This is a genomic window from Phreatobacter stygius (assembly GCF_005144885.1).
Classification (GTDB): domain Bacteria; phylum Pseudomonadota; class Alphaproteobacteria; order Rhizobiales; family Phreatobacteraceae; genus Phreatobacter; species Phreatobacter stygius.
In genome coordinates, this window is the sequence record NZ_CP039690.1 from 2,683,964 (window position 1) to 2,704,871 (window position 20,908).

Annotated in this window: 23 protein-coding genes; 10 read left to right on the forward strand and 13 right to left on the reverse strand. The window is 65.5% G+C overall.

Annotated features, from left to right (window positions below):
• Nucleotides 1-12 precede the first annotated feature (12 nt).
• The 3 genes from E8M01_RS12315 (at nt 13) to E8M01_RS12325 (ending at nt 3,170) form a co-directional block, all read left to right on the forward strand.
• Nucleotides 13-1,098, forward strand: coding sequence for a citrate synthase/methylcitrate synthase (locus tag E8M01_RS12315; RefSeq protein ID WP_136960392.1), 1,086 nt, complete (start codon nt 13-15; stop codon nt 1,096-1,098).
• Between the two features lie 203 nt (nt 1,099-1,301).
• Entirely contained in the window at nt 1,302-2,480 is a 1,179-nt protein-coding gene (locus tag E8M01_RS12320) for an MFS transporter (protein ID WP_136964587.1), read from the forward strand.
• Between the two features lie 93 nt (nt 2,481-2,573).
• The gene (locus E8M01_RS12325) at nt 2,574-3,170 is read left to right on the forward strand and encodes a hypothetical protein (protein ID WP_136960393.1); all 597 of its coding nucleotides are present in this window, start codon (nt 2,574-2,576) and stop codon (nt 3,168-3,170) included.
• On the opposite strand, the gene E8M01_RS12330 is transcribed toward E8M01_RS12325, so the two are convergent.
• The 11 genes from E8M01_RS12330 to E8M01_RS12375 all read right to left on the reverse strand — a co-directional run bounded on the left by E8M01_RS12330 (nt 3,130) and on the right by E8M01_RS12375 (nt 12,086).
• Nucleotides 3,130-4,104 (reverse strand): type II secretion system F family protein, encoded by a 975-nt coding sequence (locus tag E8M01_RS12330; RefSeq protein ID WP_136960394.1) that lies wholly within the window; start codon nt 4,102-4,104, stop codon nt 3,130-3,132. The genes E8M01_RS12325 and E8M01_RS12330 overlap by 41 nt on opposite strands.
• Before the next feature lie 15 nt (nt 4,105-4,119).
• Complete coding sequence (locus tag E8M01_RS12335; protein WP_136960395.1) at nt 4,120-5,097, reverse strand: type II secretion system F family protein; 978 nt, start codon at nt 5,095-5,097, stop codon at nt 4,120-4,122.
• A 3-nt stretch (nt 5,098-5,100) separates the two neighbouring features.
• Nucleotides 5,101-6,597, reverse strand: coding sequence for a TadA family conjugal transfer-associated ATPase (locus tag E8M01_RS12340; protein WP_136960396.1), 1,497 nt, complete (start codon nt 6,595-6,597; stop codon nt 5,101-5,103).
• A 21-nt stretch (nt 6,598-6,618) separates the two neighbouring features.
• Entirely contained in the window at nt 6,619-7,893 is a 1,275-nt protein-coding gene (locus E8M01_RS12345) for a CpaE/TadZ family protein (protein ID WP_136960397.1), read from the reverse strand.
• Nucleotides 7,890-8,354, reverse strand: a complete 465-nt coding sequence (locus E8M01_RS12350; RefSeq protein WP_170181876.1) for a CpaD family pilus assembly lipoprotein — start codon at nt 8,352-8,354, stop codon at nt 7,890-7,892. Before E8M01_RS12350 ends, E8M01_RS12345 begins: the two co-directional genes overlap by 4 nt.
• 19 nt (nt 8,355-8,373) lie before the next feature.
• Nucleotides 8,374-9,837 (reverse strand): type II and III secretion system protein family protein, encoded by a 1,464-nt coding sequence (locus E8M01_RS12355; RefSeq protein ID WP_170181877.1) that lies wholly within the window; start codon nt 9,835-9,837, stop codon nt 8,374-8,376.
• Between the two features lie 44 nt (nt 9,838-9,881).
• On the reverse strand, nt 9,882-10,739 hold the full coding sequence (cpaB, locus tag E8M01_RS12360) for a Flp pilus assembly protein CpaB (RefSeq protein WP_246088700.1): 858 nt from the start codon (nt 10,737-10,739) through the stop codon (nt 9,882-9,884).
• Nucleotides 10,740-10,881: 142 nt separating this feature from the next.
• On the reverse strand, nt 10,882-11,391 hold the full coding sequence (locus tag E8M01_RS12365; protein ID WP_342778704.1) for an A24 family peptidase: 510 nt from the start codon (nt 11,389-11,391) through the stop codon (nt 10,882-10,884).
• Nucleotides 11,392-11,437: 46 nt separating this feature from the next.
• Nucleotides 11,438-11,614 carry a hypothetical protein gene (locus E8M01_RS35045; RefSeq protein WP_170181878.1) on the reverse strand — a complete coding sequence of 59 codons (177 nt, stop codon included), beginning with the start codon at nt 11,612-11,614 and terminating at the stop codon, nt 11,438-11,440.
• Nucleotides 11,615-11,674: 60 nt separating this feature from the next.
• Nucleotides 11,675-11,842 (reverse strand): Flp family type IVb pilin, encoded by a 168-nt coding sequence (locus tag E8M01_RS12370; RefSeq protein ID WP_136960400.1) that lies wholly within the window; start codon nt 11,840-11,842, stop codon nt 11,675-11,677.
• Nucleotides 11,843-11,918: 76 nt separating this feature from the next.
• Entirely contained in the window at nt 11,919-12,086 is a 168-nt protein-coding gene (locus tag E8M01_RS12375) for a Flp family type IVb pilin (protein WP_136960401.1), read from the reverse strand.
• Nucleotides 12,087-12,478: 392 nt separating this feature from the next.
• Between E8M01_RS12375 and E8M01_RS12380 the strand changes: the two genes are divergently transcribed.
• From E8M01_RS12380 to E8M01_RS12390, 3 genes are all read left to right on the forward strand, one after another.
• A complete protein-coding gene (locus tag E8M01_RS12380) occupies nt 12,479-13,042 on the forward strand; it encodes a pilus assembly protein N-terminal domain-containing protein (protein ID WP_136960402.1) in 564 nt (187 codons plus the stop codon).
• 144 nt (nt 13,043-13,186) lie between these two features.
• On the forward strand, nt 13,187-13,747 hold the full coding sequence (locus E8M01_RS12385) for a TadE/TadG family type IV pilus assembly protein (RefSeq protein WP_170181879.1): 561 nt from the start codon (nt 13,187-13,189) through the stop codon (nt 13,745-13,747).
• Nucleotides 13,748-13,814: 67 nt separating this feature from the next.
• Nucleotides 13,815-14,459, forward strand: coding sequence for a TadE/TadG family type IV pilus assembly protein (locus E8M01_RS12390; protein WP_170181880.1), 645 nt, complete (start codon nt 13,815-13,817; stop codon nt 14,457-14,459).
• On the opposite strand, the gene E8M01_RS12395 is transcribed toward E8M01_RS12390, so the two are convergent.
• Nucleotides 14,460-15,704: a BaiN/RdsA family NAD(P)/FAD-dependent oxidoreductase gene (locus E8M01_RS12395; protein ID WP_136960405.1), complete on the reverse strand. Its 1,245-nt coding sequence runs from the start codon at nt 15,702-15,704 to the stop codon at nt 14,460-14,462. It lies immediately after the preceding gene.
• Between the two features lie 148 nt (nt 15,705-15,852).
• On the opposite strand from E8M01_RS12395, the gene glpK reads away from it, so the two are divergent.
• Nucleotides 15,853-17,349: a glycerol kinase GlpK gene (gene glpK, locus E8M01_RS12400; RefSeq protein ID WP_136960406.1), complete on the forward strand. Its 1,497-nt coding sequence runs from the start codon at nt 15,853-15,855 to the stop codon at nt 17,347-17,349.
• A 32-nt stretch (nt 17,350-17,381) separates the two neighbouring features.
• Here the strand turns inward: glpK and E8M01_RS12405 are convergent, their stop codons facing one another.
• Entirely contained in the window at nt 17,382-18,809 is a 1,428-nt protein-coding gene (locus E8M01_RS12405; protein WP_136960407.1) for a helix-turn-helix domain-containing protein, read from the reverse strand.
• A 184-nt stretch (nt 18,810-18,993) separates the two neighbouring features.
• Between E8M01_RS12405 and E8M01_RS12410 the strand changes: the two genes are divergently transcribed.
• The 3 genes from E8M01_RS12410 to E8M01_RS12420 all read left to right on the forward strand — a co-directional run bounded on the left by E8M01_RS12410 (nt 18,994) and on the right by E8M01_RS12420 (nt 20,863).
• Nucleotides 18,994-19,656 (forward strand): response regulator transcription factor, encoded by a 663-nt coding sequence (locus tag E8M01_RS12410; protein WP_136960408.1) that lies wholly within the window; start codon nt 18,994-18,996, stop codon nt 19,654-19,656.
• A gap of 129 nt (nt 19,657-19,785) precedes the next feature.
• Nucleotides 19,786-20,076 (forward strand): YARHG domain-containing protein, encoded by a 291-nt coding sequence (locus tag E8M01_RS12415; RefSeq protein ID WP_136960409.1) that lies wholly within the window; start codon nt 19,786-19,788, stop codon nt 20,074-20,076.
• Between the two features lie 7 nt (nt 20,077-20,083).
• Entirely contained in the window at nt 20,084-20,863 is a 780-nt protein-coding gene (locus E8M01_RS12420) for a M15 family metallopeptidase (RefSeq protein WP_246088701.1), read from the forward strand.
• Nucleotides 20,864-20,908 lie beyond the last annotated feature (45 nt).

Genomic DNA, 20,908 nt, shown 5'->3' on the forward strand with positions numbered 1-20,908 from the left:
CGAGGTATTGCCATGTCTTCAGGTCTCGATGACGTCATCGCCGCTGAAACCGTTCTGAGCCATGTCGACGGCGCCGCCGGCCGGCTGATCGTTCGCGGGTTCGATCTGGACGAGCTCGCCGGGCAGCGAAGCTTCGAAGCGGTGCTGGCCTTGCTCTGGGACGGTTTCGTGGCCGAATCGATGGATGAACAGGCGATCCGCGCGGCGCTCGGCAAGGCCCGTGTCGCCGCTTATGCGACCGTCGGCAGGCTGATCGCCGCGACCGACGGGCTGTCCGCGGTCGAATCGCTCCGGCTGCTGCTCGCAGCCCTGCCGGATGCCGAGCCGACGCCTCACCATGTCCTGGCGGTTGCCGCCGTTCCGGTCTTTGCCGCCGCGATCGCCCGCCGCAAGCGCGGCCTCGCTCCGGTCGCACCCGACGAGAGCCTCGGCCAGGCCGAGGACTGCCTGCGAATGATGCGCGGACAGGCCGTTCCGGCAGCCCATGCCCGGGCGCTCGAGGCCTATCTCGTCACCGTCGCCGATCACGGGCTCAATGCCTCGACCTTCGCCGCGCGGGTCATCGCCTCGACGCGCGCCGGCTTGCTGTCGGCCGTGGTTGGCGCGCTTTGCGCGCTGAAGGGGCCGCTGCACGGCGGGGCACCCGGCCCGGTTCTCGATATGCTCGATGCCATTGGCACTCCGGCCAATATCCGGCCATGGCTTGCTTCGGCGCTTGCCGATGGCGCGCGCCTGATGGGTTTCGGCCACCGGATCTACCGGGTGCGCGACCCGCGCGCCGATGTGCTGAAGGGCGTCGCCGCCGATCTCAGCCTCGGCAACAACCGGATCCGTTTCGCCGAGGAGGTGGAAGCCGGCGCCCTCGAGCTGCTGCGCGAGCACAAGGCCGGGCGGTCGCTCGACACCAATGTCGAGTTCTATACCGCCCTGGTTCTCGAAGCCCTGGAGCTGCCGCGCGACAGTTTCACCAATGTCTTCGCGACCGGTCGCGTCGCCGGCTGGACCGCCCATGTCCTCGAGCAGGAGCAGAGTGGCCGGATCATCCGTCCGCAGTCGCATTATACCGGCCCGATGCCCGGACAGCTGCACGCGGCCTGAGCCGCCATGGCGCGGTGACCGGTCACCGCGCCAGCAAGCCCGTCGGGAGATGCAAGGCCGTCGCGCGGGACTGCTGCTGTTTTGTGCAGGTGGAGAATGTTAACCTCTCCGGCCCTGCCCTTGATGGTGCCGACTTGCTGCAAAAGACATCACCTGCACCCAACCGGGCTTCGTCGTCCGAAATCGACGGCCCGGCCGCCTGGATGCGTCTTCTGGTGGCGCTGGCGCTCGGCACCATCGGCGGTGTCGGCATGTGGTCGGTGGTCGTCGTGCTGCCCGCAGTGCAGGCGGATTTTGGCATCGCGCGCGGCGACGCCTCCCTGCCCTATACATTCACGATGATCGGCTTCGCCCTCGGTGGCGTGCTGATGGGCCGGCTGACCGATCGTTTCGGCATCATGTTCCCGGTGATGGGCGGCGGCCTGGTCATGGGCCTCGGTTATGTGATCGCCGGACTGGCGCCCAATGTCTGGGTGTTCGCGGCGGCCCACGGCCTGCTCATCGGAATGTTCGGTGCGGCCGCCGTATTCGGGCCGCTGATGGCGCATGTCTCGCTGTGGTTCCACAAGCGGCGCGGGATCGCCGTCGCGCTCTGCGCCTGCGGCAACTACATCGCAGGCGCAGTCTGGCCGCAGGTGGTTCGTTTCGCGCTCGAATCGGTCGGCTGGCGCATGACCCATATCGCGATCGGCATTTTCGTCGCGGTGACGATGGCGCCACTTGCGCTGCTGTTGCGTCGGGCCCCGCCGCCGGAGCCGGTCACGACCAGCGCCTCGCCCCATATCCGCAAGACCGCGGGCCTCGGGCTGCAACCGAACAGCTTGATGTGGCTCCTCGCCGTTGCCGGTGTTGCCTGCTGTGTTGCCATGGCCATGCCGCAGGTCCATATCGTCGCCTATTGCGCCGATCTCGGTTACGGCGTCGCGCGTGGCGCGGAAATGCTGTCCTTGATGTTGGCCTTCGGTGTCGTCAGCCGGGTCGCCTCGGGCTTTATCGCCGACCGGATCGGCGGGCTTGCGACATTGCTTCTCAGCGCGGTTCTCCAGGGGGTGGCGCTGTTGCTGTTCCTGACCTCGGACGCTTTAACGCCGCTCTATATCTTCTCGATCCTGTTCGGCCTGTTCCAGGGCGGCATCGTGCCGAGCTATGCCATTATCGTGCGGGAATATTTCCCGGCGGGCGAGGCCGGGGTGCGGGTGGGCGTCGTGTTGATGGCGACCCTTCTGGGCATGGCTCTCGGCGGTTGGATGTCGGGCGTCATCTACGACCTGACCCAGTCCTACCAGGCCGCCTTCGTCAACGGCATCCTGTGGAACCTGCTCAACGTGGCGATTGTCGGCTGGCTCTTGTTCCGGCGCGAGCGGATCACCCGACGGGCCTGAGCGGCGGCCTGGCATTCTCGACGGCGCTGCCGCGATGTGGCCAATCTTGCCGCGCGGTTCCAAGGGCCGCTGGCCCCCAGGCGGGAGGCAGACATGAAAGGCATCACCCGGATCGGCATCGACGTTCCCCATGTCGAGCAGCTTTTCACCACCTTCGATCCATCGCCGTTCCATGAGCACAACCTGAACCGGCCGATCGGCCAATATATCGTCTCCCAGGCCTGGGACGCGCCGCGCGGCGACGGTTTCATCATCGACCTCTCCGAAAATGGCCAGCCGGCCGCACGGGCGACCACCAGCAAGCTGGAGAAGGTGGTCGACGTGCATTTTGGACGCCTTGCCACCACCGAGCACCAGAATTTGCGCCGGCTGCTGCGGCGCGGGGTGATTTCGCTGATGATCGGATTGTGCGTGCTCGCCGCCTGCACGGCACTGGCCCAGGTGGTCGACGCTGCGCCGATCCGTGACGGCTGGCGCGAGGGCCTGCGCGACGGGCTTTCGGTGTTCGGCTGGGTCGCCAACTGGCGGCCCGCCGAGATCCTGCTCTACGACTGGTGGCCGGTGCGCCGGTCGCGCAACCTTTATCGCAGGCTGGCGGCGGCCGAGGTGGTGCCGGCCGGCGGGCCGCGGCTCGCGCCCGCGCCGCCGCTCAGTTCGAGCCCATCAGACGGATGGCGGCCGGCCCCATGATGACGATGAACAGGCAGGGCAGGAAGAACAGGATCATCGGCACGGTCAGCTTGGGCGGCAGTCCCGCGGCCTTTTTTTCCGCTTCGGACATGCGCATGTCGCGATTTTCCTGGGCCATGACGCGCAGCGTATTGGCCAGCGGCGTGCCGTAGCGCTCGGACTGGATGAGCGCCATGCAGACTGCCCGCACCCCGTCGAGATCGGTGCGCTTGGCGAGGTTTTCATAGGCGAGCCGGCGATCCTGCAGGTAGCTGAGCTCGGCCGTCGTCAGCGTCAGTTCCTCGGCCAGCGGCACCGATTGGGTGCCGATCTCGCCGCTGACGCGCCTGAATGCGACTTCGATCGACATGCCGCTCTCGACGCAGATCAGCATCAGATCCAGGGCGTCGGGAAAGGCCCGCCGGATCGAGGTCTGCCGGCGCGCGATCTGGTTTTTCAGGAACAGCATCGGCAGCTGCAGGCCAATATAGGCGGCAAACAGGGCAAGCAGCAGCCGGACGATCGCCGGTTGCTGAAGATCGTTGATAACAAAGAGATAAAACAGCGCCACCATGAAGGTGATGACCGGCACCACCAAGCGGAAGAGCAGGAAGGCGACATAGGGACCCTGGCCGCGGTGGCCGGCCTGCATGAGCTTGTCACGCGCCTCGTCCTGGGCGAGGTGTTTGGTCAGCTTCAGCGTCTCGACGATCGACAGCATCCAGGCCTTCGGTGTCGGCCGGACATTGATCCGCTCGCCGCTGGCGAGCCGCGCGCGCTCACGTTCGCGAATGCGGCTGCGCTCGACCGAGACCGCTTTCATGCGCCGGCCGAGATTGTCGCCGGCAAGCAGCGGCATGGTGAAGGTCAGGACGGTCGCGCCCACCGCGATGGCGATGAGCAGCTGGATCATGAAATCCCGGTCGTGAAGCTTCTCGATGAGGAGGCCCAGCATGTCAGCTCTTCCGCATCAGAAATCGAAGTTGATCATTTTGCGCATGACCAAGACGCCGGTGAACATCCACAACAGGCAGCCGGCAAGCATCATGCGGCCCATGTCGGTCGTCCACAGAAGCGAAATATATTGCGGCGTCGACAAGTAGACGAAGATCATCACGCCTGGCGGCAAGCAGGCGATGATCCCGGCCGAGGCCTTGGCTTCCTGCGACATCGAGACGATCTTCGCCTTCATCTTCTTGCGGTCGCGCAGCACCTTGGACAGGTTGCCGAGGCTCTCCGCCAGATTGCCGCCGGCCTTTTGCTGGATCGATACGACGATGCAGAAGAAATTGGCTTCCGCGACCGGCATGCGCTCGTAGAGCTTCAGCACGGCCTCGTGCAAGGGAATGCCCATCGTCGTCTGTTCGATGATGTGGCGGAATTCGGCTTTCACCGGCTCTTGCGCCTCGGTTGCGACAATGCGCAGGCAATCACCCAGCGGCAGGCCTGCCTTGACGCCGCGCACGATGACGTCGACGGCATTGGCGAGCTCGTTCAGGAAAGCGACCAGCCGGCGTTTCTTCAGGAAGCTCAGGAGCCACTGCGGCAAACCGACGCCCAGCGCCAGTCCGGCGGCCAGCGCCCAGAGGGGCCCAACACCGAAGACCACGGCCCCCAGGAAGCCGAGCACCGCGAGAACACCCGAGAACATAAGGAAACGGTTCTTCGACCAGGTCAGCCCGGCCTGGGCGATGCGCACCGACAGCGGTGGCCGGCTCGCATTGTTCTGACGCCGGTCGATTTCCTTCAGCGTCTCCTCGACGCTCGGCCGTTTCACTGCTGGCTCGTCCGCCTTGCGAACCGCGCGAGCCGTCGTGCCGGCAACGGCCTCGCGCCGCTCGTCGGCCTTCACTTCGCCGGAGAGGGATGGATAGATCAGGGCATAGGCGAGCCCACCGGCGCAGAGGACCGCCAGCCCGATAATCGCCAGGGTGTCGATCTCGAACATCGCCTACCTCATCGGCTCGTCGACATCGGCCGCGTCGAGCGCCGCGGCCAACCTCTTGTCCTCGCCATAATAGCGAGCGCGATCCCAGAAACGCGGACGGCCGATGCCGGTCGAACGGTGGCGGCCATTGATCTTGCCATGCTCGTCCTCACCCAGCATTTCGTAGACGAACAGATCCTGGGTAATCGGCGTATCGCCTTCGAGCCCCATCACCTCGGTGATGTGGGTGATCCGGCGCGAGCCGTCGCGCAGGCGAGAGGCCTGCACGATGATATCGACCGAGCCGACGATGATCTCGCGCACCGTCTTGGCCGGCAGCGTATAGCCGCCCATGGCGATCATCGATTCCATGCGGCTGAGACATTCGCGCGGGCTATTGGCGTGGATCGTGCCCATCGAGCCGTCGTGACCGGTGTTCATCGCTTGCAGAAGGTCGAACACTTCGGGACCGCGGACCTCGCCGACGATGATCCGTTCGGGGCGCATGCGCAGGCAGTTTCTGACCAGTTCGCGCATGGTCACCTGGCCTTCGCCTTCGAGATTGGGCGGCCGGGTTTCCAGGCGTACGACATGCGGCTGCTGCAATTGCAGCTCGGCAGCGTCCTCGCAGGTGATGATCCGCTCGTCGCTATCGATATAGCGGGTCAGGCAATTGAGCAGTGTCGTCTTGCCCGAGCCGGTGCCGCCCGAGACGACGATATTGCAGCGTACCCGGCCGATGATCTTGAGAACCTCGGCGCCCTCGGGCGAAATCGAACCGAACTTGACCAGCTGCTCGAGCGTCAGCTTGTCCTTCTTGAATTTGCGGATGGTCAGCGCAGCACCGTCAATGGCAAGCGGCGGAGCGATGACGTTGACGCGTGAGCCGTCGGGCAGGCGGGCATCGCAGATGGGCGACGATTCATCGACGCGCCGGCCGACCTGGCTGACGATACGCTGGCAGATGTTCATCAACTGCGAGGCGTCGCGGAACCGGATACCGGTCCGCTGAATCTTGCCGGCGACCTCGATATAGACCGTGTTCGGGCCATTGACCATGACGTCCGAGATGTCGTCGCGGGCCAGCAGCGGCTCGAGCGGCCCGTAGCCGAGAACGTCGTTGCAGATGTCCTCGAGCAGGTCCTCCTGTTCGGCGATCGACATCACCACGTTCTTGATGGTGATGATCTCGTTGACGATGTCGCGGATTTCCTCGCGCGCCGACTGGCCGTCGAGCTTGGCGAGCTGCGACAGGTCGATCGCTTCGATCAGCGCACCGAAGACCTGGCCCTTGGTCTCGTAAAAGCTCGCGGAGCGCTGCCGTTCGTCCGACGGCGGCGGCGCGGCCGGCGCGGCCGGGGCCATCGGCGCAAGCGGCGGCGAGGCGACACTCGGCGAGAACCGTGCCGCCGGATCCGGCGCACGCGAGGCGCTGGTCGATGACGGGCGTTCGAGCGTGCCCACACCCTGCGAGGGGGGGCGTCCGCTTCCCGATCCCGTTGTGCCGCGCTTTCCGAACATGGTGCGTCAGATCCCCGGCCGTCAGGCCTTCTTGCGTCGCTGCGTCAGTTTTTCGAGCAATGGCGTGAGCGGAGCGAGCAGCCCCTGGCGTGTCTTGCGCGTGTCGTGGCGGCCGGTCATGGCCAGGGCAAGCTCGGTGAACTGGCCCGAGACCTTATGGCCAGGTTCCATCTCGGCGATCATCTGGCCGTTATTGGCCGCCGTGCCGAACAGTTGCGGCTCGAATGCGATGACCGAAACCGGATCGGCCTCCAGCGCCTTGGCGAAATCGACCGGCTTGATCTCCGGGCGTTTGGCAACGCCGATCTGGTTCAGCAGATAGCGCGGCGCCGAATCGTTCGGTCGCGAGGCCCGCAACAGGTCCATCATGTTCTTGGCATTGCGCAGATTGGCGAGATCCGGCGCGGCGACGACCAGGATCTCGTCGGCATTGGTCAGAGCGCGCTTCGACCAGGCCGTCCAGCCATGCGGCAGATCGAGGATGATCGCGGGAATGGTGGCGCGCAGAATATCGATCAGCGGGTCGAAAGCGTCCGGTCCGATATCATAGACACGCTCGAGCGTTGCAGGTGCCGCGAGCAGCGAGAGATTGTCCGAGCAGCGTGACAGCAGCCGGTCGATGAAGGCGGTATCGACGCGATCCGGCGAGAACACCGCGTCGGCGATTCCCTGCGGCGGATCCTGGTTGAAATCGAGGCCGCCCGTGCCGAACGGCAGATCCATGTCGGCAATGCAGGTGTCGACGCCGATATCGCGGGAAATCGCCCAGCCGAGATTATGCGCAATCGTCGAGGCGCCGACGCCGCCCTTGGCGCCGATCACCGCGATCACCCGGCCGACCGGCTTGGTCCCGGGCGCGGCATAAAGCGACGATACGGTTCTGACCACATCGAGCACGCCGATCGGACCGATGAGGTAATCGCTCACGCCGCGCGCCACCAGCTCGCGATAGAGCACGATGTCATTGACCTGGCCAATGACGATCACCTTGGTGGTGGCGTCACACACCTCGGCCAGCTCGTCGAGATGGTCGAGGATCTCGTTGCGACGGCCGACCGTCTCGAGAATGACCACATTTGGCGTCGGCGACGAGCGATAGGCTTCCGCCGCAGCCGGAGCTCCACCCATTTGAACGCGCAGATGGGCCTTGTCCATGCGCCGGTCTTCGGCGGCCTCGGCGATCACCTCCGCCAGATCGGCGGTTTCGCAGAAGGCCTGCAGCGAAATGCGCGGGACAGGAGCGATCTGCTCGCTGAGATCCTGATCTTGATGCGGCGTGTCCTGCACGTTGGTTATCCTCCTCCGCCCCTGACGCCGGCCTTGACGTCGGTGAGCGGCTGAATCGGCTGATGGATCGTGTGCGGCCCCGGCGACTCGCCGCGTCGATAGCGGGCCAGAGCGGTCTGGCGGCGCGTCGAATCGAGTTCACCTTGCGCGCGCGGATGCAGGAGATCGCTCGGCTGCGCGACCATGGCCGCGAGGTTCTGTTGCGTGGCGCAGCCGAAGTTCCAATAGGTCTTGTTGAGATTGCTCATCGCTCCGTCGCTCGGACCGAGGTCATGCGGCCACTGGCCGCATTGGCTCGCGACATAGGCGCCCTGCGGCGACACCATGATCGGATGACGCTGCCGGTAGTCCACCGGCACGCCCTGATCGATTGCCGTGACACGGTTGTGCTGGCAGCCGCCGATGCCAATGGCGGCTATTCCAAACAGCGCAAGGCGGATTGCCGGGATGCGGCGAAGCGCGCGGAACATGTGCAATCCCTCTCGAAGATCAGTCACGGATGAAGCCGACCGGTCCGTTGAAACGGCCATTCGGCGGCGCTGCGCCGGTCGTGCCGTAGATGCGATTGAGCCGGCCGATCAGGATGCCCGCCGGATCGGAGGCGTCGCGGTAGTTGTCGTCGGGACGGGCGAGCTGGTTGGCCGGAACCGGCCGGACGATGTAGGGCGTCACGATGACCACCAGTTCGGTTTCGCCGCGCTGATAGTCGCGCGAACGGAACAGCGCACCGATGATCGGCAGGTTGATCATGCCGGGCAGACCGCTGATCGCCTGCCGGGTCTGCTCCTGCAGGAGGCCGGCCATGACGATCGATCCGCCCGACGGCAGTTCCACGGTGGTGTCGGCGCGGCGGGTCCGCAGACCCGGGACGTTGAGCGACTGCAGGCGCAATGAGAATTCATTGGAGAGCTCGCTGACCTCGACGCCGACGCGCAGGCTGATCCGGCCCTCGGACAGCACGATCGGCGTGAACGCGAGGCCGACGCCGAACGGCTTGAACTCGAGCGAGATATTGCCCTGTTGGTCTCGTCCTGACGGAATTGGAAATTCGCCGCCCGCCAGGAAGCGCGCCTGTTCGCCGGAGATGGCGGTCAACGTCGGTTCGGCGAGTGTCCGCGCCAGCCCGCTTTCTTCGAACGCGCGCACCGTGCCGGCGACGATGGTGTTGCCGACGCGGGTGCCGATGGTGCCGGCATTGGGCGTCGGATCGATATTGTTGACGTTGAACCGGCCCTGGGTCAGCAGGCCGTAGACGAAGCCGCCGGAATTGGCGAGGTTGCCCGAGGCGCCGGGGACCGCCGGGGTGGTAAAGGGGTCGAAAGCCTGTAGGTTTACGCCCAATTGCTTGATCGCGGTCCGCTGGATCTCGGCGACCGTCACCTTCAGATGCACCTGGTCGCGGCCGCGGATCGAGATCGCGTTGACCACCTTCTTCTCGTCGCCGACCAGCCGGATCGCGACATCGACGGCCTGCTGCGCCTCGAGCGGCGTCGCGACCTGGCCGGAGAGCACCACGGCATCGTTGACCGAGCGGACATCGAGGTTGGAGCCCGGCAGCAGGCTGCGCAGCGCGAGCCGCAGCCCGCCGAGATCGCGGCCGACCTCGATGTCATAGCCGGCAATCTGCCGGCCCTCGGCATCCAGGAAGAAGACATTGGTCTGGCCAACCGCGACGCCGATCAGAAAGACCCGCCGCGCCGATCGCACGACCGCGTTGGCGATCGCCGGGTTGGCGACGATGACATCGCGGGCATCGCGCGGCAGGTCGATCGCCAATGATTTGCCGACGCCGAGCGCAACCGGCCTGTTGCCCAATGTTTCAACCCGCTGACGCGGCACCGAACTCGACTGTGCCAGCACGGAGGAGAAGCTCGTCGCAGCCATCAGAGCGCCGATCACGACCACGGGCACGTGGCGGCCGATCAAAGTCATCGTCCGGGCTACGGCGCGCATTGGAAGCTCTTTCGCGGACATGGCGTGCAGGATTGCGCGGCGCATCATTCGGTCCCTTGCGTGCTGGTTGGCACCGATTGCACGGTGCCATGGCGCACGATGGTCATCCGGTTGCCGTGGCGCGACGAGAACATCGGGTCGCCGTCGTCGCCGGCTTCGCCGGCAAGGTTGGACGAGGCGGAATCGGCGAGGCTGCGCAGCGCCAGCGACAGGGTGCCGAGCTCGCGGGCAAGCGCCAGCGTTTCGGCCTGGACCGGGGTCAGTTCCAGGGTGGCGGTGCGGCCGACAATGGTTTTCTCGCCATTGCGTTCTTCCACCACCTGATCGACCGCCAGCACGCGCACATTGCGCAGCACGGTCGAACTCGTATGGCTCATGCCTTCGGCCTGGGCCGCGGCGGTGCCGTTGCGGCGGGCGAGAATGACGTCGACGCGGTCATTGGGCAGGATGAAGGCACCGGCGCCGCGCGACGGGTCGTCGATCGGCGCCGCGATGGCGCGCATGCCGGGCGCCAGAATGGCCGACATGAAGCCTCGGCCACCCTTGATCAGCTTGGCGGGCCGGATCGGCTCACCCTGGACGAAGGAGGTGCGCGCGATCGAGCCGATAGCCTCGTCCATCGCCGCCTGGCCGTTGTTGCCGCTGCGCCTGACGACAAAGTTGTCGGATCCGGCCTCTTCGGGCCAGCGGCGCCATTGAATATCGCTGGGCAACAGGACCTTGCCCATGGGCACGTCGACGCTTGCCACCAGGACATCGACGGTGCGCATTTCGGGAGCCGGCGCGACGGTCTGCTGAACCACCGGGGCCGGAGCCCTGCGGCCGCCCATCAGCATTGCGGCAAGCCCACCGGCACCGAGCGCCACTGCAATGACGACGATCTGGGCAGGCTTCAAACGCATCTGACGGACCCTCACGCTCGGCGAGGAACGTTAGCCCTCGTCTCGATGGCGGATTTCATCAGGCAAAGGTCAACTTATGGTTAATTAGACGTGAGCAATCTGGCCCAACAGGAGGTAACCGGCTCAGCTCATAGCGTTCCGGTCAATTGGGCAGCGCGCCATTCATCCAGATGCTCGTCGGGTAGAGCAGCAGGCCGGCGGCGGCAAGCGCGATGCCATAGGGGATACCGGTCTTGGCATCAGTGATCTTGGCGTACCAGCCCTCCCGCATCAGGAAGGCCGGGTGCATCGGTGCGCCGCGCAGCGACAAGAGCCCGATGGTCAGCAGACCGCCGAGCAGCGATGAATAGAGTGCATATTCCAGAAGTTGCGACCAGCCGAGCCAGAGCGCCGTCACCGCGGCGAGCTTGGCATCGCCGCCGCCGATCCAGCCGCAGGCGAAAAAGCCGAAGGTGATGGCAAGTACCGCCAAGCCGGCCAGGCCGTGCATGCCGATCGCCTGCCAACTCATGCCGCTGACCAAGGCAAGGGCAATGAAGGCTGCGACCAGGACCAGCGAAATCCGGTTGGAGATGGTCATGGTGAACAGATCGCTGGCGGCAGCGAAGGCCATCATTGCCGGAAAGATCAGGAGAATGGCGAGTTCGGTCATGATGCTTGGATCCAACAACCCGGCCGACGATGACATGCCGACGGTTTCAGACCAGTGAACGCCAGAGGATGAGCGAGCCGGCCACCAGGCCCGTGGCAAGCACGGCCACGACAAGGAAAAGTGTCGATGCGGCCTCGGCACGGATGACGGCAAGCTGCGCGTCGATCGACGCCAGCGTCTCGACCCTGTGTCCCCTGGTCATGTTCGCGGAGTTGAATGTCATCGCGCATCGTCGCCAAGAAGATGAAGGACCGCGGGAGATCCGGTTTGTTTCGAACCGGCTTCAGCGAGACAAATTGCCTTCAATGAAGACAAACATGTCTTTGATCTTGTTACCTATACTGAACATGACCACGATTATGGCCGCCGCGAGCGCGGCGATGATCAAGCCATACTCCATCGCCGTTGCTCCGGAGTTGTCCCTGAGGAAGCGAGCGATACAGGCTCTCATGACGGCATCCCGCGGCTTCCAGAGTCCAAATGGCCCGCCAGATGGCGAGCCATGGAAGAGCCAATCGACCTGGCACTTACTTCTTCAATTCGGTGTCGATGAAGGTAAACTTGGTGAGAACGGTGCCGCCGATCGAATTGACGGTGACGATGATGACAGCGGCGATGCCGGCGGCGATCAGGCCATATTCGATGGCGGTGGCGCCGGACTGGTCCTTGGCGAAGCGGGCGAGAAGGCTCTTCATGACTGACTCCTAGTGTCCACGTTGAGGCGCCGATCTGGCGCTATCCGGCAGGTCTTTTGCCGACCCTTTCGAATGATTGACAACCTAGCAGCCACCTCTTGCGGCTTAGTTAAATCGAACGTGTGAATTCCTCGAAATAGACAAGGTCTTCGAGTTGGTTAATCTCGCCTTGATCGCAATAATAATTGGTTTATGACTTGCGAAAATCCGAGTAAAAATTCTTAACGTCGGATTTCTTGTCACCGTAATACACGAATAAGTGGCCAGACGTCGTTGTCGTTGCGCAAATATCAGATGGTAATTGAGCCTGGTCGAGGCCGATCCGCTGCCGGTGCGGCGCCGGCTGGCGGCAATTGGCAAATCGTTCACCAATTTCTGGTTAGCTCGCGGCCATGAATGATATCCGCCCGCTGTCCGGAGCTTTGAACACCATGGCGGTCACGTCTAGTCGCCGGTCGCCGCTCATTGCATTTCTGCTGACCCTTGGGCTCGTCATGCTTGCCGCACAGCCGTCGCGGGCTGTTGAAGCGGCACAGAACCAGGCGGAACTCGCGACCCATGGCCTGACGGTGACGATGGATCAGGCGCGCATCGTGCGCCTGCCCCCGCGCGTGACGACGCTGGTCATTGGCAATCCATTGATCGCCGACGCCACCGTGCAGAATGGCGGGCTGATGGTGCTGACCGGCAAAGGCATTGGCTCGACCAATCTGATCGCATTGGACGCGCGCGGCGAACAGCTGATGGCGGTGCAGATCCGCGTGCGTCCGCAAAATGATGCCGTCGTGCAGGTTTATCGCGGCGTCGAACGGGAAACCTATTCCTGCACGCCCACCTGCGAGCGCACTATGGCGGTTGGCGATTCCAAGGTGTTTTTCGATACGGCGCTGGGTCAGTCGCGGAGCCGCGACGCCGCCGCATCCAATCGCGGCGCCGCCGCGGCCGCGCCGCGTTGACCCCAAGCACCGCTCAGTTTTGGGTTTCGGGGCAAGAGTTCGTCAATGGGTTTCCGCTAAGACAACCAGCCTTGACGGCCGGCCGATTATGCGTGCCCGGGTCAGGAGACGAAGGGCATGTCCGTTTTGCGTCCGGGTGGCTGCATGACTTGGTTGTCTTTGCGATCGTTGCGCGGCGGCTTGACGCCGGTGCGGATCGTCCGCCGTTTCAAGCGCGATGCCGATGGTGTGACGGCGGTCGAGTTCGGCCTCGTTGCTTTGCCGTTCTTTACGCTGCTTTTTGGTATCATCGAGGTGGCGCTGGCCTTTTTTGCCAGCCAGATCCTGGAAACGGCCACCGCCGATGCGGCGCGCCTGGTCCTGACCGGGCAGGCCCAGGCCGCCAATTTCAACAAGGCGGCGTTCCAGCAGGCGGTCTGCGACAAAGCCAGAGTCATGTTGAGCTGTTCCGGTATCGCCGTCGACGTGAAGACCGTCGCCAATTTCGGCAATGCCGATACGTCGGGTCCGGCGCGGACGAGTTCGGGCGCGGTGAACTATTCCAGCATGGGCTACAATCAGGGCAATGGCGGCGACATCGTCGTCGTCAAGGTGGTCTATGAATGGCCGATCATGATGCCGACCTTCGGGCTTGGCTTTGGCGATCTGCCGAATGGCAAGCGCCTGCTCAGGGCGACGGCGGTGTTCCGCAACGAACCCTTCTAACCCTTCCCGACGCGGGCGCCCTCGCCGTGCACGTCCTCATGAAGGCTTTGCTGAAATGATGCTCTCGATGATGTGCACTGATCTCAGGTTCCGCATTGCCTCGATCGCGACGAGGAGCGGCGACCTGCTGTCGCGCGTCCGCCGCGACAATCGGGGCGTGGCTGCGGTCGAGTTCGCCATTGTCGTGACGCTGATGGTCCCGCTGCTTTTCATGGCCTTCGAAACGACGCAGGCCTTGCAGGCGAACCGCAAGGTATCGGTCGCCACCCGCGCGCTGGCCGATCTGGCGTCTCAGACCTCGGTCATCGCCAATGCCGACATGACCAATATCCTGAATGCCACCGCCGGCGTCATGGCGCCGTTTCCGACCAGCAAGACCGCCGCGGTCGTGACCGGCATCAAGATCGACGACAAGGGCAAGGCAACTGCCGCCTGGAGCGATGTCTGCAACAAGGTCGGTGCCCTGACCGATTCAGCGGGCAATTCCGTCGGCCAGCGCCACGCGGTCGGTAGCGTCATGGTCGTGCCGCCACAGCTCATGCCGCCTCTTGGCACCACCGGCTTCCTTGTCTTGGCCGAGGTCTTCCACAAATACGTTCCCATCGCGGGTTGGGAGCTCACCGGCGGCATCGTGCTGTCGGATCGGCTCTATGCCACGCCGCGCATCGGCACCTCGGTCACCCGCAGCGGCACGAACGCCCCCTGTGCCTGATCACCAGACGATTGGGCTTTCGTCTTCCAGCGTGACACCGAGCCGCCGTGCTATGCCGCGGGCCGCGACGACGGCGGTGGCGAAAGTCGCCTGCAGCAGGTAGCCGCCGGTCGGCGCCTCCCAGTCGAGCATTTCACCGGCGACGAAGACGCCGGGCAGGGCGGCGAGTTCGCCTTCGGCGCTGACGGCATCGCGGCTGACGCCGCCGGCGGTGGAAATCGCCCGTTCGATCGGTCGCACCGCCTGAATGTCGATGACGGCCGCCTTGATCAGAGCGGCAAGGCGCGCCGGATCGCGTGGCAGCGGACCAGCCACGGCTTCGTGCAGGACGCCGATGGCCTGGGGCGTCAATCCCAAGCGCTTCTTCAGCCTGCTCGACAGCGAATCCTTGGTGCGCGCGCCGGCGATCCGGGCGGCGATCGTGCCCTGGGCCAGATCCGGCTTCAGATCGATGGCAAGCCGGGCCTTGCCGTCGGCGAGCGCTGCGCGGATCGGCGCGGAGAGGGCATAGACCACGCCACCCTCCAGCCCAGCCGCCGTGATGACGGCCTCGCCCTCGGCTTGCCGGTCCCCGACGGTGATCGCAATGCGCTTCAGCGGCTGGCCGGCAAAGCGCGCGGCAAATTCGGGGGACCAGTCGATCTCGATCCCCATATTGGCCGGCTCGAGCGGTGTGATGGCAACACCCCTCGCCGCAAGCAGCCCGACCCAGGCACCATCCGAACCCATGCGCGGCCAACTGGCTCCGCCAAGCGCCAACAGGACCGCCTTGGCCTTGACGGTTTCGCCGCCGTCGGGGCCGTCGAACAGCAAGGCGCCGGCCGGGCCGAAACCGGTGAAACGGCGGCGGGTGGCCAGGGTGACGCCCTTGGCCTCGAGCCGGGCCAGCCAGGCGCGCGCCAGCGGCGACGCCTTGAAGCTTTCGGGAAACACCCGGCCGCTCGATCCGACAAAGGTTTTCTGGCCGAGCCCCTCGGCCCAGGCCCTGAGCGCTGCCGGCGGAAAGGCGTCCAGCCCGGGCCGGAGCCATGGCCCGGCGGCGCCATAGCGAGCCAGAAAGGCCGCCCGCGGCTCCGAATGGGTCAGATTGAGGCCGCCTCGTCCGGCCAGCAGAAATTTTCGCGCCGGCGAGGCCAGGCGCTCGAAGATCGTGACCTCGAGCCCGGCCTCGGCAAGTTTTTCCGCGGCAAACAGCCCGGCCGGCCCGGCGCCGACAATCGCGACCTGGCAGGACCGGCGGCTCATGGCTTCAACCCGCGATCGATCATGCCTGGCCCCACCGCCGCACCATAGATTGACGTCGTCTGCCGCCTTTCGCCTTCCGCCGCAAGCGGTTCCGGTGCCAGGATGGCGGACAACCGCGTCAAGCGGACGAGCAGGGAAGGAGAGATCCATGGCGCCGGTCGTCATTGCCATCGACCAGGGAACCACGTCGTCACGGGCCATCGTGTTCGGCCCGGACCTGTCGATCCGCGCCGTCGCGCAGCAGGAATTCACCCAACACTATCCTGCCTCCGGCTGGGTCGAGCACGATCTCGAAGAGATCTGGGCGAGCGTGGTCGAAACCACCCGGACGGCCATGGCCAGGGCTGGCGTGGAAGCCGGCGACGTCGCCGGGCTCGGCATCACCAACCAGCGCGAGACCACGGTCATCTGGGAGCGCGCCACCGGCAAGCCGATCCACCGGGCGATCGTCTGGCAGGATCGGCGCACCGCTGCCGAATGCGCGCGGCTGAAAGCCGAGGGCCATGAGGCGCTGGTCGCGGCCCGCTCGGGCTTGCTGCTCGACCCTTATTTTTCCGGCACCAAGATCGCCTGGATCCTCGACCATGTCGAAGGCGCGCGCGAGCGGGCGGCCCGTGGCGAACTGGCCTTCGGAACCATCGACAGCTTCCTGCTGTGGCGGCTCACCGGCGGCAAGGTCCACGCGACCGATGCGACCAATGCGTCGCGCACCATGCTGTTCGACATCCATCAGGGCGACTGGAACCCGGATCTCATGCATCTGATCCGGGTGCCGCGTCCGCTGATGCCGGAGGTAAGGGATTGCGCCGCCGACTACGGCGTCACCGAGGCCGGATTGTTCGGCGGGCCGATCGCGATCGGCGGCATTGCCGGCGATCAGCAGGCCGCGACCGTCGGGCAAGCCTGTTTTTCGCCGGGAATGATGAAATCGACCTATGGCACCGGCTGTTTCGCGCTGCTGAACACCGGCGCCGAGGCAGTGGCCTCGCGCTCGAAACTGCTCACCACCATTGCCTATCAGCTCAACGGCAAGCGCGCCTACGCTCTCGAAGGGTCGATCTTCGTCGCCGGCGCTGCGGTCCAATGGCTGCGCGACGGTCTCGGCATCATCAAGGCCGCCGGCGAGACCGGGGCTTTGGCGGAAGCCGCCGATCCGCAGCAGGACGTGGTGCTGGTGCCCGCCTTTGTCGGGCTCGGAGCGCCCTATTGGGACGCCGAATGCCGCGGCGCGATCTTCGGCCTGACGCGCGCGACCGGCCCGCGCGAAATGGCGCGCGCCGCGCTCGAAAGCGTGTGTTTTCAAACCGCCGATCTCTTGTCGGCCATGCGCGCCGATTGGCCCGGCGCCGGCAGCGCCGGCACGGTGCTGCGTGTCGACGGTGGCATGGTCGCCTCCGACTGGACCATGCAGCGCCTTGCCGATCTGCTCGATGCGCCGGTCGACCGGCCGAAGGTGCTGGAGACGACCGCGCTGGGGGCTGCCTATCTCGCCGGCCTTGCCCGTGGCGTCTATCCGGAGCCTGAGGAATTTGCCCGCGGCTGGCGGCTGGAGCAGCGTTTCATGCCGGCCATGGACGAAACGACCCGCGGCGCGAAACTGGTGCGCTGGCGGGATGCGGTGTCGCGCACGCTGTCGCGTGGGTAGACCAAACGGTCAGGAATCGGGCCAGCGCCGTTTCAGCTCAGGTCGAAGGGCACGACCTTGCGGCTGTCCGACGGCACGCGGATTTCCCGGTCCACCGGCGGCACGGCGCGCTGGTGGCAGGAACCGCGCTCGCAGATGCGGCAGGACACGCCGATCTTGGCGACATTGGCTTCCGCCTTCAGGTCGATGCCTTCGGAATAGATGATGTCGCCGGCATAAGAGAGCTCGCAGCCGAGCCCGAAGGCGTAACGCCGGACCGGCGCGCGCCAATGCGCCGCGCCCTTGGTCACCGCGCGGGCGAGCGACAGATAACGCACGCCATCGGGCATTTCGGCAACCTGCACAAAGGTCCGGCCGGTCTGTTCGAAGGCCTCGTGGACGTTCCACAAGGGGCAGGCGCCGCCGAAACGGGCGAACTGGAAGCGTGTCGCCGAATGGCGCTTGATGACATTGCCGGCCCGGTCGACCTTCAGGAAATAGAACGGAATGCCCTTCTGGCCCGGCCGCTGCAGGGTGGAAAGCCGGTGGCAGACCTGTTCCAGGCTCGCCCCGAAAATGCGGCCGAGCAGATCGATATCATGGCGGGTCTCCTTGGCTGCCGCCAGGAAACGCCGATAGGGCAGCATCAGGGCGCCGGCGAAATAATTGGCCAGCGCCACGCGCGCAATATCGCTGGCGGCGCGCGACCGGAACCGGCCGCCTTCGGCAAGGGCCGCCAGCGTGTCGGCCTGCTCCAGTCGGGCGATGCGATTGGCCAGCAGGAAGATGCGGGTCGCCGGATCGAGCGCGCCGTCGAGCACCACCAGTTTGGGGCCGGCCTCATAGCGCTCCATCAGGTCGTCGCCGAGATTGGCGGTGGCATCGACCGTGACGCCATGGCGGCTCGCCAGATAACCCGTCAGCACCTGCAGCCGATCGCTCGCCGCCGCCAGTCCGAGGCGCTCGGCAAGGTCTTCGGCAGCCCGGTCGAGATCGTCGACATAATTGTCGACATAGTGGAAATAGTCGCGAACCTCTTCATAAGGCAGCAGCGCCGCCTCGCCCTCTTCGCCCGTTGGCGGCAAGAGCGGCGCATCGCCGGCGGCCTGCAGCCTCTCGCGCAGCCGCCGCGCGGTCTGATGCATGCGCAGGAAAGCCCTGGCAAAGGCCGGACTGTCGGAGGCGACCCGCTTCAGGTCCTGCAAACCCGGCGCGCTTTCCGCGAGCATCGGGTCGGCCGCCGCCTCGCGCAGGTCGGTGACCAGGCGGTCGGTGTCGTCGACCGCGAATGTCGCGAGATCGACGCCGAAGGTCTGCCCGAGCGCGACCAGAACGCTGGCGGTCACCGGCCGCTGATTGTTCTCGATCTGATTGAGATAGCTCACGGAAAGACCGAGGCGCTGGGCGAAGGCGGTCTGGGTCAGACGGGTGCCCTCGCGCAAACGGCGGAGCGCGGGACCAACAAAAATCTTGCGGGACATGGCGCGCCTCCTGGACCGTGATACCGCCTGACCGTTCGGCCTAGATCGAAGCACATCGGCCGAAGGATAGAAATGCAAAAATTTCGCAATGTTGCAGCATGATCTTTCGCATTTTGATGCCGTGGGGGGCGGTGCTAGCTTTTGTCTCACGTGCTCACCGCCAATCCGACACGAGGGATTTCACATGACGAACCTCGCTCAGTCCGCGCCTCGCGACACGCTCACCTTCGCTGTGCATCATCCCTTTCCGATCGTCGCCGAGACGCTCGACGCGCTGGTGCGCGCCAATCAGCCGGGCGCGACCGCGGTCGATTATGCCAAGGCCGACCTGGTGATCGCGACGCTGGAAACGCTCAACGGCCTGGAGCTGACCCCCGGCACGCGCGTCGCGGTACTGGTCGATCATGCCGACCGTCGTCCGGTCCAGGATGCGCGCGGCCGCGGCGCGATCGCCGCCTTGCCGCTCGATCTGCCCGCCGATCATCTGCGCGCAGCGCTCGGCGCGGTGCTCGCCGGCCGCAACTGGTGGCCGGTGGTCGCCAATGTCGACCCGGAAGGCCAGGCGCCGGCGTCGCGCCGGCTCGACGCCCTGTCCGGCCAGCAGTTCAAGGTGCTGGACCTGATGAGCCGTGGCCGGCTCAACAAACAGATCGCTTATGATCTCGGGATTTCCGAAGGCACGGTGAAATCCCATGTCTCCTCGATCCTGCGCAAGCTCGGCGTCGAGCGGCGCACCCAGGCGATCGCAACCTTCATCACGACAGGCGATATGAGCCGTGGCATGGTCCGCACCACCATCGGGCCGGTGGCGGCCCATTTGTCGCGGGCGACACACGCGGCGCGCTAAGCCGCTTTCGGCGCCTTTGTCATCGAAGCGCCGCGGCCGTCCCGCTAAAACCGGTGACGGCATGCGGCGCGACGTGCTGAACTGCCGGGCGCGCGTGGGCCGCCGGTGGTTCGACAGAAGGAGGCGTGGATGAAGCGGAAGGTCAGGCGGGCGATCGTCGCAGCGGCGGTATTGATCTGTTCAGCCGCGCCAGTCGTGGCGCAGGACTATCGCGGATGGTCGTGTCGCGATCTGTGGGTCGAGCGCAATCAGATCTACAAGGACGCGGGTTATTGCTTCAGGACGCCGCGGGCGATCTCCTATTTTGGCAATGGCGGGTGCAGCTATGACCGCCAGGCCGATGTGCCGCTGTCGCAGACCCAGCGCCGGATCATCGCCGACGTCACCAGGGCGGAGCGCTATATGGGGTGCGTGGACTAAAGCGGCGATGCCGCTGATCGACCGCAGGCTGCTGCTGACCGGGCTGGCGGCGATGCCGCTCGCCGGCGCGGCGCCGGCGGCCGCCACCGTCTCGGCCGACCGGCTGGCGAAGCTGGTCGCCAGCTATCCCGATCATCTCGCCGCCGTGGTCGACGACATCCTGGTCTGGCGCGACGGCACCAGGATGACCATCGGATCCGACCGGCCGGCGCGCGCCTTCGAAGACATGGTGCGCTCGGCGACGATTGCCGACCAATTGCGTCAGACCTATCAGCCCGGACCGCCTCAGGACCGGCCAGCGCGCGATGAAAGCCCCGGCCGCCTGCGCAACACCGCCTTTTTCGTGAAGATGTACGGAGATTGCGCCAAGGGCGGCGTGACCCGGCTGATGCGGCCGGTCGCCTGGATGCCGAAAACCGCGTCGCAGACGATCCAGCTGACCAATGTCAACGATGTCGCGGCGCGCATGGAACGGGTCATCGATCTGCTCGACCGGCTGCCGGACCGGCTGAAGGCCTTCCTTGTGCCCTCGGCCGGCACCTATAACTGCCGGGTGGTGGCCGATACCGGCGTGCCCAGCATGCACGCCTATGGCGCGGCCATCGACATTCATGTCGGCCAATCCGACTATTGGGCCTGGGCAAGCCGGCGCGGGGAAATCGCCTACCGCAACCGGATCCCCTTCGAGATCGTCGCGATCTTCGAGGCGGAAGGCTTCATCTGGGGCGGCAAGTGGTATCATTTCGATACCATGCACTTCGAATACCGCCCGGAAATGTTCGGCTGAAGGGCGGTTCGGAGGGCGGTGATCCCTCCGAAACCATGGCGCATC

What these genes read in the sequence shown, in the direction of transcription:
- E8M01_RS12315 (WP_136960392.1), top strand. Translation starts at nt 13, where the DNA reads ATGTCTTCAGGTCTCGATGACGTCATCGCCGCTGAAACCGTTCTGAGC.
- E8M01_RS12335 (WP_136960395.1), bottom strand. Translation starts at nt 5,097, where the DNA reads ATGTTCGAGATCGACACCCTGGCGATTATCGGGCTGGCGGTCCTCTGC.
- E8M01_RS12395 (WP_136960405.1), bottom strand. Translation starts at nt 15,704, where the DNA reads ATGAGCCGCCGGTCCTGCCAGGTCGCGATTGTCGGCGCCGGGCCGGCC.
- E8M01_RS12350 (WP_170181876.1), bottom strand. Translation starts at nt 8,354, where the DNA reads ATGTTCCGCGCGCTTCGCCGCATCCCGGCAATCCGCCTTGCGCTGTTT.
- E8M01_RS12340 (WP_136960396.1), bottom strand. Translation starts at nt 6,597, where the DNA reads ATGTTCGGAAAGCGCGGCACAACGGGATCGGGAAGCGGACGCCCCCCC.
- E8M01_RS12370 (WP_136960400.1), bottom strand. Translation starts at nt 11,842, where the DNA reads ATGAGAGCCTGTATCGCTCGCTTCCTCAGGGACAACTCCGGAGCAACG.
- E8M01_RS12325 (WP_136960393.1), top strand. Translation starts at nt 2,574, where the DNA reads ATGAAAGGCATCACCCGGATCGGCATCGACGTTCCCCATGTCGAGCAG.
- E8M01_RS12375 (WP_136960401.1), bottom strand. Translation starts at nt 12,086, where the DNA reads ATGAAGAGCCTTCTCGCCCGCTTCGCCAAGGACCAGTCCGGCGCCACC.
- E8M01_RS12415 (WP_136960409.1), top strand. Translation starts at nt 19,786, where the DNA reads ATGAAGCGGAAGGTCAGGCGGGCGATCGTCGCAGCGGCGGTATTGATC.
- E8M01_RS12405 (WP_136960407.1), bottom strand. Translation starts at nt 18,809, where the DNA reads ATGTCCCGCAAGATTTTTGTTGGTCCCGCGCTCCGCCGTTTGCGCGAG.
- E8M01_RS12390 (WP_170181880.1), top strand. Translation starts at nt 13,815, where the DNA reads ATGATGTGCACTGATCTCAGGTTCCGCATTGCCTCGATCGCGACGAGG.
- E8M01_RS12385 (WP_170181879.1), top strand. Translation starts at nt 13,187, where the DNA reads ATGACTTGGTTGTCTTTGCGATCGTTGCGCGGCGGCTTGACGCCGGTG.
- E8M01_RS12320 (WP_136964587.1), top strand. Translation starts at nt 1,302, where the DNA reads ATGCGTCTTCTGGTGGCGCTGGCGCTCGGCACCATCGGCGGTGTCGGC.
- cpaB (WP_246088700.1), bottom strand. Translation starts at nt 10,739, where the DNA reads ATGCGTTTGAAGCCTGCCCAGATCGTCGTCATTGCAGTGGCGCTCGGT.
- E8M01_RS12330 (WP_136960394.1), bottom strand. Translation starts at nt 4,104, where the DNA reads ATGCTGGGCCTCCTCATCGAGAAGCTTCACGACCGGGATTTCATGATC.
- E8M01_RS12355 (WP_170181877.1), bottom strand. Translation starts at nt 9,837, where the DNA reads ATGCGCGCCGTAGCCCGGACGATGACTTTGATCGGCCGCCACGTGCCC.
- glpK (WP_136960406.1), top strand. Translation starts at nt 15,853, where the DNA reads ATGGCGCCGGTCGTCATTGCCATCGACCAGGGAACCACGTCGTCACGG.
- E8M01_RS12380 (WP_136960402.1), top strand. Translation starts at nt 12,479, where the DNA reads ATGAATGATATCCGCCCGCTGTCCGGAGCTTTGAACACCATGGCGGTC.
- E8M01_RS12365 (WP_342778704.1), bottom strand. Translation starts at nt 11,391, where the DNA reads ATGACCGAACTCGCCATTCTCCTGATCTTTCCGGCAATGATGGCCTTC.
- E8M01_RS35045 (WP_170181878.1), bottom strand. Translation starts at nt 11,614, where the DNA reads ATGACATTCAACTCCGCGAACATGACCAGGGGACACAGGGTCGAGACG.
- E8M01_RS12410 (WP_136960408.1), top strand. Translation starts at nt 18,994, where the DNA reads ATGACGAACCTCGCTCAGTCCGCGCCTCGCGACACGCTCACCTTCGCT.
- E8M01_RS12420 (WP_246088701.1), top strand. Translation starts at nt 20,084, where the DNA reads ATGCCGCTGATCGACCGCAGGCTGCTGCTGACCGGGCTGGCGGCGATG.